This window comes from Salinimonas chungwhensis DSM 16280, from assembly GCF_000378185.1.
In the GTDB taxonomy this organism is placed as follows: Bacteria; Pseudomonadota; Gammaproteobacteria; order Enterobacterales; family Alteromonadaceae; genus Alteromonas; species Alteromonas chungwhensis.
In genome coordinates this window covers 96,860-110,563 of the sequence record NZ_KB899382.1, presented here as the reverse complement: position 1 = coordinate 110,563, position 13,704 = coordinate 96,860, and the positions used below count along the sequence as shown (strand labels likewise).

Here is a 13,704-nt window from a genome sequence, read left to right as displayed (position 1 = left end):
TCACTCGCCTTTTCTGGTTCACTAAAATTCTCAGCTAACTTCACCATAATGAGGCGAGGGAGAATTACCTTATGAAAAAATATATACGCTCAAAAACGTCAGCAGGAACAGTCATCGGGTATGCCGAGCTTTAACTAAAACCGCCGCTAGAAGCCAGGTAGTTGCGATGGTGGAGGTAACCCGATAATCTAACGAACAAGGATTGCCCTGTCATTGTTTTCAGGGCCTTGGATGGAATCAAAGATATGAGAAAACCCGTAAAGCTCAGGCTAGTTTATCTGTGCACTGCTATTGCAACGTACCTGAGTGGCTTTCTCTGGCTACCTCAGTCCATGACGCACCCGCATCAACCTCTTCTTAGCTATGTCTATTTGGGCGTATTGCTCGTTGCACTCCCTGTTTTATTTTATTTGCTGGTAATTGTGGGCGGAAGACAGAAATTGTGGCGGCTGGTTATCCCGTTAAGCCTTGGTGTTGTGGTGGCCAAATATACGTTGCCTGCGCCATTGGCCAGTCATTTTGAATTTATCAGCTATCTGCGCTATCCCATTATTGCCGTGATACTGGTAATCGAATTTGCCGTCATTTTCCATGTTACCTCCTCTCTGTGGAAAGCCAGAAAATTAAGCGGCGATCCGCGGCTGCATGCTTTAAAAGAGTGTATCGGCGATGATAAAAAACAGTCTGTTGGCGTAATGGCGGCCAGTGAGCCTGCCAGTTGGTATTACGCTATCCCCCGGCTTTCGAAAAAATCACCCGCCCGCTGTTGCAACGTTGATGCTTCTTAGTGGAACGCGCTGGCATATTTCTCTTTTACTTGCTCTGCTTATAACCCTTACGGGGGTGAGCTATTACCTGATTGTACCGCTAAGTGAGATTGCTGCTGTAATCGTTACAACAGTACTGTGCTGGAGCAGTGTTTCACTTATTGCCAGTCACAGGGTAAGCCGTCACTATTCTATATATATAAGTCACGGCCAGTTAATGATAAATGCCACCTTTTTCAATATGCTGTGCGCGCCCCTTGCCGAAATATCGCATGTTGAGTCGGGGCGCTGGGCGAAGGATGCCCTCGAAGATGCTGTTACAATTGGACGTGGTGATACGGCCAATCTCAAACTCACCTTTCATCGTTCAGTAAACTGGCTGACCATGATGGCCATGATAGTTGAACCTGTGCGCGACATTTATTTGACTGTGGAAGCACCAGAGCTTGCCGAAGCAAGGATACGCAAAGAGATTGAGAAATCCACTGGCGCTACGATTTTGCAAAAGGCAGTCTAATCACGTTGTTTAGTACCTCGCTAAGCAACCCTCTCGAAACTGAACTTACGGCCGTTTACAGATAGGAAGTCTATTATTAATCTATTACAACAGAAGGCTTAGCTATTCGCCTTTTGTAAACCAATAATTTACTGGCTCACAAAACATTTAATTCTTAAACAAGGAAGTAAGAGCATGCAAAGTTGAACGAAAACGAAACTGCAGGTGTAGGAGGAGGCATCAGCGGTTACGAGGGTGCGGGGGCTGTAATGGCTGTGGTCGGGTTTGGTTCACTCTTCACACCAATTGGCATAATAACTGGTGGTATTGCAATAGGTGCAGCCGGAGGGCTCGCTCTGTCGCAGCTCATCGCTGATTACAACCTCAGATAAAGCCCGCTTAGCTGGGCTCTGTTCGCTCATGTATTTAGGTTATCGGGTGAAATGAAAAGACCCCCCTGGCTTTTACATAATATTTTTCCATTAAAAGAAAAATGCGATCATGTCTATAATTCAGGTTTAGAAATCTCTGATAATTGCGAAATGTATAAGCAATGGCAACCGCAACAAAATATTGTCATCGACTCAGCGCAATATCGTCGGAAAGTCCCTCCTATTTACTGTACTTGCTATCAGCAACCTATACTTGAAAAGCTAAGAAAAAAATACTTTTTTATGATTTTCGGGAATATATTATTTTTCACGCTCTTTATGGTTTTCAACGTTTACTATGAGTTTAGTCGCATCGCTTTATCCTGGTCTTTTATTTTTCTACTTTTGTCACTGTTATACATTAATGAATACAAACATGGCATGAGAAAAATCCGCCAATTAAAGGAGCGAGGGCTATTTTATTACTGGTTTTTCAACGATAACAAAGCACGGAGATCGGTTTTGTATTGTGCGATCATTCCTATTCTTTTTTTCTTATTGCAACGAGGACTAGAAGGCTATTCTGGTAACAACAGTACAGCCTTTTATTTATATGGTGTTATGTACGAAAATGTAGATGAAGGTGAATACTGGCGGCTGGCCACGGGCGCTTTTTTACATTATTCGTTTTTTCACTTTTTGGCTAATGTGTTCTTTTTAGCAATAATCGGCCCTTTATGTATAGCCCTTACCGGATATGCGAGCATATTTATCTTTGTTGCAGGTAATATTTCCGGCGCTTTTTTTCAATACTTATGGGGTGCCCATGAATTGAGTAGTTGTGGCGGCATATCATTCGGTATTTATACTCTTTGCGGTTTTTTAATCGGATTTAACTGTTTTTTTCGCCCGCTCTTCCCTAGGGGCTTCTGTGCCTCCCTGTGTATAGTGATAGCAACCGGGCTAATATATAGCGAATTCATAAATGAAAACGCCGCCACCACCGGCCATCTGGCAAGCCTGATTACCGGTCTTTTTTGCAGTGTAGCGCTGCGTGCCCTTGCGCGGTGTCAGAAGCATAAAACGCCAGTTTCCGCCAATGACTAAACGTACGTAGCCTATTGCTCACACCTCGCTATTTTCAATTAGATTATTATTATATTTTTAGATGTTCACTACCTAATTTGAGCCAACTCTATGATTAAAGTCAGCCATTATTCTAGCCATGCTGAACCCATTCACTTCCCAACGAATTACGGATTCAAATCCTACATTCAGCTGCATCACATAGTTCATCGAGAACAAGGTCCGGCGGGCGTAATTTCTATGGCTGAAGGTTAGAGGCACGTTGAGCGTCAGCAATTTTTTCTTCATTACCGAGCGTAAATTTGAGCCTGTCCAGATATTCTTATGTAGCAAGTGGGTAAACTTTTTGTTTAGTCCACGTGCCCACTTCCCTTTGATAGCACAGTCTAAACTGGAGTTTTCCACATTTGCTCAGTACGCTGTGCAAGGTATATCACCGAAGCTTCCATAGACTCCTGGGTCGAGGCGATCCAGCTTCACATCAACCTTCTTACGCGATAGATATTTTCGAACAATAGCCATTAAAAACTCATCGCCGAGTGAGCCGCTAAAGCGGCCCACAGACCCTTTTTGCTCTGGGTCGCTCAATTACGCGCACTTTGCGTTCAGCTGGCAATGAGGTATCCATATACGCCCGTGTTCCCCTATCCACTTCAAACATCGCTCCAAAGCGTTTACTGAAATACAACAATGATGTGAGCTTCAGTAAACCGTCAATTTTTTATTGTCGCCTCTACATTAATCATCGCTGACAACTTAAATTAAGCTTGTCCCAGTTAAGGGGGAATGGCCCCTTATTCTGACGACAGAGTCATTTTCTCAATTGTATTTGCTTCAATATCTTCATCTGTGAAGTAAATATCTCGTAGTGTGGGTTGCTCAGAGTACAATCGAGTTTGATCTAAGAAGTGTTCACTTCCAAATTGACGAGATTGTGAATATGTCAATATTCCGCGTCCTTGTGGACCGTCATCAGTAAAACTAATCACCATTGCCCAACTGGTTCCATAATTGATGTGGTAGCCATTAGCCTCTGCACTCATAATGGTATCGTTGTTTACCGGCTCATAACGATGTCTTGGAAGCAGGGTTTCATCGCGGCCTCTGATGCTATCAAACACATTGAATCCCCCTTCAATGTTGTGTGCACCACCCCAGGGTAGTTTTTCACCCGACGCCGTACCATCCGGCAAGCTACGCTCTACAAACTGAACCTCACCTAAAGTGGCATCAAAAGCAACGCCAGCTTGTTCAATCACCTGAACCGCTTTGGCTAATTGCTGCAACGTGATTTCATTTTGAACTAAGCCCGTCGGTGTTGTGACCGGGGCATCCGCAGAGAAGGGTACTTCCCATTGAGGCGCTTTATCAAATTGAAAGGCAAACTCTCTAAACACGTGCGCACCAACACTTGATGTGTTCATCGTACTGTCCCACGCGGCAAGGGCATCACATGCATCGGAAATATCGACGTCTTCGCCATCAACGTTTACCGGGGTGCTGCCTTGCTCGGCGCACAATTGTAAAAGACTGGGCAAAATATCTTCGGCAAGGTAACTGCGGTTATTTAACAATAGGTCTTCTACCTCTTCGGGGGTAAAAGTCCCATCACTCCCTGCTTCAGTCTCAATAAATTTCTGCCCCATTCTTGAGCGCAGTGATTGTTGATTTTGAGTATCTCCGTATAGCGGATTCACGCCGGTTATTGGTGAAGATAAGTTTGTTAGCCAAAAGCTATCATTTGAGTTTTGTACCGAATCGGCACCCTCGTATTTTGGGGCTTCTTCGTATGGAACAGGTCCGTCAAAATCAAATTCTGCGCTAAGGCCGGGCAGTACGGTAAAGCCTGCCGCAGCTTTGGTTTGAATGAGCCTCGGGTTGGTAGTTAGTTCATTGATAGCCGTTTCTGAAAGGTTTGGTACGGTAGAGTCGTCGATATAAAAAACCTGGCCATCGCTTGAGGCCGCCATTGTATTATTAAAGATTACGCCGTCATAATCTTTAAATGCTTGTTTGAACTCGTCCATAGACGCCGCCATGTTCATCGCCAGCCAGTGATCGACTACATCAAAATTCGGTAAGTTCGCATCTTTAATGGCAAACGCGCTTTCATTATCCCACCCAAAACTACCCGGTATTTCTATCATTGGCCCATAATTGGTGTAATAGGCTGTTTTATTGAGTGCTATAGTTTGTCCCTCGCCTACCGCGACTTCTATTTGTAGTTGTTTTTCACTAATTGTTTCTTTCTGGCCGTCTACTATATGGCTCATTCCCGATGCATCATCTGCATCCAGGCTTAATTGATACACTACAAAATGCTCGGCTGTTGAAAAGGTGTGGGTCCAGGCGACATTTTCATTAAATCCAATATTTACTGCACCAGGTAAGCCCAGTAATGAGCTACCCGTCACGTTCAAATAACCTGGAATTTGCACATGGAAGTTCCAAAAGCGTAAGTTACCTGTGTGAGGAAAGTGTGGATTACCTAATACCATGCCCTTCCCGTTGGTAGTTTTATCGCTTCCCAATCCCCATCCGTTTGACCCCATTTCCTGTGGGTTTCTTTCTGGCAGGGTAATGGTTGGTGTCATATTTAACGTCGTCTTTGGCGTACTTGATACCGTTTTTGCAGATGCAGTTTGACCTGCTGGAGCAGACGCGGGGGTTGGCAGATAATTTTCGCCTTCCGGCGCCGCCAGGAACATGGGGCCTAAAAAGTTAGCTGCGCCAGGCAATAGAGCAACACCTAAAGAATAAGTCAGCAAATCGACACTATCGATAGGTTGAACCCACGGTTGTCCTGCACAACTTTGATCCTGATCTTCCACTGGAGTTTCATCTAAATAGCGGTTGTAGCCTGCCGTGTACCCCTGAAACATGGCTCGCGAATTATCGGAAAGGCTCGACAAATTATCTTCGGCCAACTCACGAATACCCAGAGTAAGAAACCCGAAGTCGTTAATAAGATGCTCTGAGTCACCACTGCCCGGCACGAGGTCGGGTCCAAAATACTTTGCTCGTTCAGAATTATATTTCAGTATTTGATCAGCAAGGACACACATGTTGTCTCTGGCAAATGCGTAGCCTACACCATAAGCCATACTTTCAAGGTTATCGGCTTTAACATGAGGTACACCATAGGTGGTCCATGTGATATCGGCGTTTAACAAACCATCGCTGGCAAAAGCAGGCACTGGTTCGCTTACTACAGGTGGAGATGGTGGTGGCTCCCCGCCCTGTTCATCTGAAGCGTCGCTTTCGTTGTCACCACACCCTACCAGACAGGCGGCAATGGAAAGTGCGAGTAAAGTCCGTGTAGGATTGGTACTTTTAGTGAGTGTCATTAATAGTTTCCTTATCAATAAATCCAGGTACGACAAGCCAAAAGCGACAAAATACTTCGTTAACAGCGATAACACACCAGGCAACTTTACATTAAATTAACATTTTAAACACGCAAATAACACGCAGTTTTAAAAACTCACTCTGGGCTGACGTTGCTAATGCAGTGGATATACCGACCAGTTTGCAATTACAGATTCATGGTTAACGGATAGACACTCACCCTAAAAGCCAGGGTGGGCGATTTCTGTAACGCTTACATCCAGACTAAAACGCAGCAGACACCCCCCGCATCAAGCACTACCGGACCACAGATGGGAGCTGTTTGAGGCAGCTGTATATTAGCTACTTGCTAATTAGGCGAAGTGGACACTGCCGTTATAGTTGCTTCACCATCTCAAATGCAATAGGTTACTGCGCATCTGATATTGAGGAGAGTGACGCGTGATTCAACTGGTAGCCGTGACCATATTATGGGCGTTTTCATTTTCGCTGATTGGTGAGTATCTGGCAGGCAGCGTTGACAGCTACTTTGCTGTTCTGACCCGCGTTTTACTTGCTGCGCTGGTCTTTCTGCCGTTTTTAAAACTTAGCGTGCTCTCGGGCGCCCAGAAACTTCTTCTCGCCGGCTTAGGTGCAATACAGTTAGGCGTGATGTATATCTTTTTCTATCATTCGTTTTTATATTTATCAGTACCTGAAGTACTGCTGTTTACGATAATTACGCCTCTCTATGTTGCTTTGCTCAATGATGCCCTGTTCAAACGATTTACGCCTTTTCATGTATTGTGCGCATGTATTGCTATGGCAGGTGCAGCAGTAATTCGCTTTGAGGGAATTAGTACAGACTTTTGGGCAGGCTTTTTTATCGTTCAGGGGGCTAATCTTTGTTTTGCGCTAGGTCAGGTTGGTTACCGAAAACTGATATCGACCTTTGCTTCATCGATACCGCACTATCACATTTTCGGCTGGTTCTATTTGGGCGCCCTGGCAGTCGCGCTACCCGGTTTTTTCATTTTCGGTGACTCTAACCAGCTTCCCGCTACATCCATGCAGTGGGGCATACTTCTATGGCTGGGTGTTGTCGCTTCAGGTCTTGGTTACTACTTTTGGAACCAGGGCGCACTGAAAGTATCAGCTGGCACACTGGCAATTATGAATAATGCACTTATTCCCGCCGGATTATTTGTAAACCTGGTGCTCTGGCACAAAGATGTTGATTTAAGCAGGCTGACGCTGGGTGGCGCTATTATTGCCGCGGCATTGTGGTTATCCCACCACCACAGCAAACGAACACGGGCACAGCCTGTTAACTAGTTACGCGTTGACTGCTGATAGTTGATGATAATGCTGTTAATCGCTAAATGGCTGATAGCGGCTTACCATTGTATAGTCTTTTCTGGGCCCTGAGACCTGCCACACCGATGTCCAAAACGGCCATCGTCCGAAGGTATAGCGCACCTTATAATGGTCATCACCACAAAGATGTTCGGCATAAGGTGTCGTTCCTGAGAAACTGTGAAAATAGCGCTGGTCGTCGAAATATACCTCCAGCTGGTTAGCCGGCCCCTGTCGCCAGAAATAGGTGCGTTCCGACTGCATGGTTTTGTTGTTGGGTAAAGTAACCTCACCAGATTCGTTGTACTCTAATCCTGACTGTTGCCAGGTAAAGTTTGCCCGCCCGGCAAAGACAAACGCATCCCCTGACCCTGATGTGATTTCGCGGTTAAGACGCCATTTCCCGGCAAAATGTTCAAGACTGGCGATAAATGCTGGGGTCGACGCCTTGGCGTCATTCACAGTCGCTGTCTCTTGCTGCATTTGCTCACACCTTTTTTAGTTTCACCGATGAATATTGGCGTGACTATAAAAGCAGGGCCTGCACAAAGCAAACACTCAAACTACAGAGTCTCAGGCTGCATATAATAATTCTGATGCTTGAATAGCCCTCTAAATACCGCTTCGCCCTGTTAAGCTGTCTGCTTTTAACAAAATCGTTTCGGAAGATTTACCGTTTGAAAATGTAGACTATAACTGACCCACAGGACCTGGGGAAGACGCTACGTCACTTGCAAAAACACGGTTTCTGCCTTTTTGTTTGGCCATATAAAGTGCTTCATCGGCCTGCTTAACCAGATTATCCAGACTACAGTCAGCGGGTTTGGCGCTGGCAACACCAACGCTCATTGTGACAGAGATACGCTTTTCTACTCGTATGCTTTGAATATGTTTGCGTAACACTTCAGCAAGGTAAGTGGCTTCTTTAAGATCGGTCTCTGGCAAAAACACTAAAAACTCCTCGCCGCCCCATCGCAAGGCAATATCGGACGCTCTCAGCCTGCTTTTAAGCTCCATCGCGACACGCTGCAGCACCTGATCTCCCGCCGCGTGCCCATGTTCATCGTTTATCTGTTTGAACCAATCCAGGTCGATAAGCATGACGGTCATGCATGTTTTGTTTCTTTTGCTCAGCTCCCAAACCGGATAGAGTAAGTCGGAGAATGCCCGACGATTATACAGTCCGGTTAGCGGATCCAAACGCGCATTAGTTTCGGCACTTTTTCGGGCTTCCTGTACCAGCTTAAAATTAAAGCCAAGAGAAATAGACAGCAACGACATTTCCAGCAGTATTCCAATTTCTATGCCTCTGAAAGCCCACTGAGAATAAGGAATGACGCCCCAGGTTGCCAGGCTGGACACTGTCGCCCCCCCTGTGCCCAGGGCAATGGCCGGAACAAAGAATTTTGCCAGGGGGTTACCATTTTTATACGCCAAAAAGCCAATGAGCAACATCCAGAATGACAAAGTAGTTAATATCGCCAGCTGGACCATAACAGCAAAGGAACGGCTGCCGCTTATTATAAGCACAGCGGCAATTGCCAGTAACCCGCAATATATCTTGCGTCTAGATGTATAGAGTGTGGGTAAAAACACCCGGGCGTTCAAAAATTCGATTGTAAACATCACACCAGCAAACAAATAGCAGAACATCAACACGGGCATCAGCCACTGTTGCAAGAAGGGCCATTGTGACCATAGCCACCAAAAGCCATGGCCGGTATATGTAATGTTAAATAAAGTGAAAGCGAGCAGGTACAGTGAATACAAAAGGTATCGAGTTTCCCTGAGATAAAAATACAAAACCATGTTGTAAATCAGTAATATAGATAAGGCCCCGTACAAAGCGCCGTAGAAATAACCATTTTCCAGGATTTTCGCAGTAACGGCTTTATCCTGACCAAAGTATATCGGAATGGTCATCGGATCCTGAGAACGAAACCGCAATAGCACGTATGTGGTGCCTTTGGGGAAGGCATAAGATATGGAGGGCATCCGGGTGTCCAGCTGCCGCTGCTTAAATGTCAGGGTATCGCCCAGCGATTGGTGTTTTATTAACTGTCCCGAGATAAAATAGTAGAGATCAATTTCATCGAGCCAGGCATTATCGATCCTGATGAGCCTGGTTTGCGTGTCAGTGTGTTCGTTGGTAACCGGCAAAACGCTCCAGATGGCGCTATCAGTAAAGCCAAAACTAACCCGTCCGCTCAGGTTTTCCACAAACTCAGCATTTTCATATTTTCGAAATGCTTCCTCCACGCCCATATCAGCCGGTGCATCTAGTAATAAAGAAAGCTCATGATTTATCAGTTTGTATTGGTCGGAGGTTGATATTTCAATTCCGTGAACAGCAAAGGAAAAGACAAGCAGCAGAACGATGGCTGACCTTTCCATTATCTTAATTTTCCACATGGCGTTACGGCTCTTTTTTTTATGCTCGCAAACAAGTGAACGGCATTTAGTTCCAACTAATACAATCCATTGTTTGAAATATCTGCAGTAGACATTCAAAAGCCAGCAGCCGCAGTGTTTATAAAAGATCCATTTAATCCAGATGCTTACCACTTTCTAACGACAGCATTAGACGGTTCAAATTCTAGCCAGATCGCGCACTTATTGGTAGTTATTTATATTTCTTCAAACGCTGTCTTCATCACCTCATCTAATCGCCTGACACGTCAGTCGCTCTGGTTGTCTAGTAAGGTCGACGACTGTTGGTAACAGAATCTACGCCGTGTCTTTTAGCATCCCAAAAGATCATGGCTATCATGTATAGTAGTGCCTCCCATAGTTACTGATTACGATTTATTCATGAAATACACGATGCTTCTGATTCCAATCGCTTTTGTAATGATACAAACAGCGCACGCAGCGAAAGCCGAGCCCCCGCTTAACTCTCACCCTACCCAGCAGACTTTTTTCCAGGCACTGACAGCATTATGCGGCAAGGCATTTGAAGGGAAAGTTGTCACTGATACAGCAAGCTCAGAGACATTCAACAATAAAACCCTTGTAATGCATGTCAGAGAATGTAGCGACACCCAGATTCATATTCCTTTTCATGTGGGGGAAGATCGCTCGCGCACGTGGATTATCAGCCGAACCGGAAGTGGCTTAAGCCTGAAACATGATCACCGGCATAAGGATGGTAGTGAAGATGCAGTAACTATGTATGGTGGATTAGCCCACCAACCAGGCTTTGCGCAAATTCAGGCATTTCCTGCTGACAGTTACACCCAATGGATGTTTGCTGAAAAAGGGCTACCCCAATCCATCAATAATATCTGGAAGATTTTTGTTTATCCTGACCGCTTTAGTTATCAGTTAGTTCGTGAAGGCAGAGAGTTTCGCGTAGATTTTGACTTAAACCAGCCTGTGGATACGCCGCCCGCCCCCTGGGGAGCCGGATAATCGGACAGTGTTATTGCTGCAACATAGTGCTGTATTAACGTTCTGGTGGCCTTGATAAATAGCGCCCCTTCGCGACAGAATTATACGATGGGGCACGTACTTCTACTCAGCCATAACCTCATCAAATAGCGCGCTAAACTGAGACAATCCCTCCCGCAGGTGCGCTTCGGGAATGGTCAGGGGTGGTAAGAAGCGAATGACGTTGCCATAAAATCCGCAAGCCAGCAGAATCAGACCATAGTCCAGCGCCTTTGCAATTATGGCTTTGGTCAATGCCGGATTAGGCTTCGACACTTCGCCATCAGTCATTAGCTCCAATGCAATCATGGCGCCGTGACCACGCACATCAGCGACTACTTCAGGATAACGTGCTTTTAATTCGTTGAGAGACTCCATAAAGCGCTGCTCGATCATCATCGCGCGATCCTTCAGTTGCTCCTGTTCGATAACCTCTAATACAGCAAGACCTGCCGCACAGCCAAGTGGCGAGCCGCCATAGGTGCCGCCCAGACCGCCTACCGGCGCCGTATCCATCACGTTGGCTTTGCCCACTACCGCGGAGATGGGAATGCCACCAGCAATGCCTTTTGCCATAGTCATCAGATCAGGTTCAATACCCGCCGCTTCGGTATGAAACATATGTCCGGTACGGGCAAACCCGGACTGAATTTCATCACAAATCAGCAGAATTCCATGCTCCTCGCACAGTACCTTCAATGCCCGCATGAAATCCGGTGAAGCGATATAAAAACCACCCTCGCCCTGTATAGGTTCTATAATAATGGCGGCCACATCGCGCGGCGAAATATCCACTTTCATCAGCGTGCTTAACGCAGTCAGGCTTTGCTCGTCGCTAATGCCATGCAGTGGATTGGGGTACGGTACGTGATAAATCTCGCCCGGGAACGGTCCGAAGTGATCTTTATAGGGCGTAACCTTGCCGGTCAAACCCATGGTGAGGTTGGTGCGACCATGAAAGCCGCCGTTAAATGCGATGACGCCCCTACGCCCAGTATGGGCTCGGGCGATTTTTATAGCATTCTCTACCGCTTCGGCGCCTGTAGTAACAAACATTGCTTTTTTGGGACTGTCACCGGGGGCCAGTTTAGTGAGTTTTTCGGCCAATGCCACTGCGCTTTCATAAGGGTTGACCATCACGCAACTGTGGCTGAACTTCTCCATCTGGTCTTTGACAGCCTCGACCAACGCAGGATGGGCATGGCCGGTATTACATACGGCAATCCCGGTACCAAAATCCAGATAACGATTGCCTTCAACATCCCACAGCTCAGCGTTTTTTGCATGAGACACATACACCGGATAAAGATTGCCCTGACCATTGGCAAACACTGCCTGTTTTCGTTCTTGTAGCGATAGGTTAGTCGTCATATTAGTATCCCCCCAGACAGCGGTATTGAAGTGAAAGATAATCGTCCAGCCCGTATTTTGAGCCCTCGCGGCCGAAACCGGATTGTTTAACACCGCCAAACGGCGCGGCAGGGTTAGAAATTGCGGCATCGTTAATGCCTACCATGCCCACATCAAGCTGGTCAGCAACCCGGCGTATGCGCGTGTAATCCTGGGTATAAAGGTAGGCCGCCAGTCCATATTTGGTCTGATTGGCCAGCGTTATCGCTTCCTGTTCTTCATCAAATGGTGTGACCGTAACCACCGGTCCGAAAATCTCTTCATTAAAAATGCGCATTGATGTATTCACCCCGGTTAACAGGGTTGGCGGATAAAACGCGCTATTGTCCCACTTCCGCGAATAATCACATGTAGCCCCCTCAGCGATTGCCTGACTCACCAGCTCGTGCACATTATTCGCAGCCTGCGTGCTGATAAGCGGCCCCATGTCTGCAGCATCCAATCCATCACCGACGCTCAACGTGCGCATTTTTTCTGCCAGTGCACTGACAAACGCATCGTGACACTGGCGGTGCACCAGAAAGCGGTTGGCACACACACAGGTTTGGCCGGCGTTTCTGAATTTGGCGAGCATCGCACCATCAACCGCTGCTTCAATGTCGGCATCATCAAATACAATAAACGGGGCGTTACCGCCGAGTTCCATAGACACGCGCTTGACCGTTGATGCACAGTCCTGAATCAGTTGCTGCCCGACCCGAGTCGAACCGGTAAACGAAAATTTCGCCACCTGCGGTGATTGGGTGAGCACTTTACCGAGTTTTCTCGCGTCGGTGCCGGTAACTATGTTCAGCACCCCGTCAGGGATACCGGCCTCCTGAGCCAGTTTCGCCATCGCCAGTGCGCTTAATGGTGTTTCCGAGGCTGGGCGCCCCACAAATGTACAGCCTGCGGCCAGTGCGGCGGCGGCCTTTCTGGCGATCATCGCATTAGGGAAGTTCCAGGGTGTAATCGCCCCTACCACACCGACAGGTTTTTTAATTACATTCACACTCTGGCCGTGATGCAAACCATCGCAGATGTCGCCATAAATGCGCTCTGCTTCACCGGCAAACCAGCGCACATAACCCGCGCCGTAGTCAATTTCTCCTTTGGCCTCAGCCAGGGGTTTGCCCTGTTCAAGAGTAAGCAATGTTGCCAAAGCCTCACGGTGCTCCATAAGCTTGTTGTACCAGGCCATGAGTAGCCGACTACGCTCAGCGCCAGTCGTGTTACGCCACTGGGCGAAGGCTGCTGTGGCCTGCTCAACTGCTGTTTCCATGTCTTCAGGTTTTGCATTGCTCAGGGTGGCGATTATTTCGCTGTTGGTTTTGTTTTTAACCGAAAATGTCTGCTCGCTTTTATGCCATTGTCCGTTGATCAACGAACCCGGCATGATCAGTGTTTGGTACGTATCTGCCACACGCTTCTCCTGCTTGTGTATTTTGTTATAAGGCTATTGAAACAGCAGAAAGAAGATCGT

General features: G+C 46.8%; 11 protein-coding genes. 6 read left to right on the top strand and 5 right to left on the bottom strand.

All coding sequences use genetic code 11. The annotated features are described in order from the left end of the window. Window positions 1–245 precede the first annotated feature (245 nt). From F458_RS20165 to F458_RS0111870, 4 genes are all read left to right on the top strand, one after another. A complete protein-coding gene (locus F458_RS20165; protein ID WP_156824231.1) occupies window positions 246–788 on the top strand; it encodes a hypothetical protein in 543 nt (180 codons plus the stop codon). After that, a complete protein-coding gene (locus tag F458_RS20160; protein WP_169334838.1) occupies window positions 706–1,284 on the top strand; it encodes a hypothetical protein in 579 nt (192 codons plus the stop codon). The genes F458_RS20165 and F458_RS20160 overlap by 83 nt, the downstream gene beginning before the upstream one ends. 182 nt (window positions 1,285–1,466) lie before the next feature. Beyond that, window positions 1,467–1,655, top strand: coding sequence for a hypothetical protein (locus F458_RS20935; RefSeq protein ID WP_018983652.1), 189 nt, complete (start codon window positions 1,467–1,469; stop codon window positions 1,653–1,655). 51 nt (window positions 1,656–1,706) lie between these two features. Continuing rightward, window positions 1,707–2,741: a rhomboid family intramembrane serine protease gene (locus tag F458_RS0111870; protein ID WP_018983651.1), complete on the top strand. Its 1,035-nt coding sequence runs from the start codon at window positions 1,707–1,709 to the stop codon at window positions 2,739–2,741. Window positions 2,742–3,514: 773 nt separating this feature from the next. On the opposite strand, the gene F458_RS0111865 is transcribed toward F458_RS0111870, so the two are convergent. Then, window positions 3,515–6,067: an acylase gene (locus F458_RS0111865; RefSeq protein ID WP_018983650.1), complete on the bottom strand. Its 2,553-nt coding sequence runs from the start codon at window positions 6,065–6,067 to the stop codon at window positions 3,515–3,517. Between the two features lie 442 nt (window positions 6,068–6,509). Here F458_RS0111865 and F458_RS0111860 point away from each other — a divergent pair, with 442 nt between their 5' ends. Next, complete coding sequence (locus F458_RS0111860) at window positions 6,510–7,382, top strand: DMT family transporter (RefSeq protein WP_018983649.1); 873 nt, start codon at window positions 6,510–6,512, stop codon at window positions 7,380–7,382. Between the two features lie 36 nt (window positions 7,383–7,418). Here F458_RS0111860 and F458_RS0111855 read toward each other — a convergent pair whose 3' ends face one another. Then, window positions 7,419–7,886 (bottom strand): DUF6314 family protein, encoded by a 468-nt coding sequence (locus F458_RS0111855; protein WP_018983648.1) that lies wholly within the window; start codon window positions 7,884–7,886, stop codon window positions 7,419–7,421. Between the two features lie 207 nt (window positions 7,887–8,093). Next, on the bottom strand, window positions 8,094–9,797 hold the full coding sequence (locus F458_RS0111850; RefSeq protein ID WP_018983647.1) for a diguanylate cyclase: 1,704 nt from the start codon (window positions 9,795–9,797) through the stop codon (window positions 8,094–8,096). 429 nt (window positions 9,798–10,226) lie between these two features. Between F458_RS0111850 and F458_RS0111845 the strand changes: the two genes are divergently transcribed. Then, on the top strand, window positions 10,227–10,814 hold the full coding sequence (locus tag F458_RS0111845) for a hypothetical protein (protein WP_018983646.1): 588 nt from the start codon (window positions 10,227–10,229) through the stop codon (window positions 10,812–10,814). 102 nt (window positions 10,815–10,916) lie between these two features. On the opposite strand, the gene gabT is transcribed toward F458_RS0111845, so the two are convergent. Beyond that, window positions 10,917–12,203, bottom strand: coding sequence for a 4-aminobutyrate--2-oxoglutarate transaminase (gabT, locus tag F458_RS0111840; RefSeq protein ID WP_018983645.1), 1,287 nt, complete (start codon window positions 12,201–12,203; stop codon window positions 10,917–10,919). Window position 12,204: 1 nt separating this feature from the next. Continuing rightward, the gene (locus tag F458_RS0111835) at window positions 12,205–13,644 is read right to left on the bottom strand and encodes an NAD-dependent succinate-semialdehyde dehydrogenase (protein WP_018983644.1); all 1,440 of its coding nucleotides are present in this window, start codon (window positions 13,642–13,644) and stop codon (window positions 12,205–12,207) included. Window positions 13,645–13,704 lie beyond the last annotated feature (60 nt).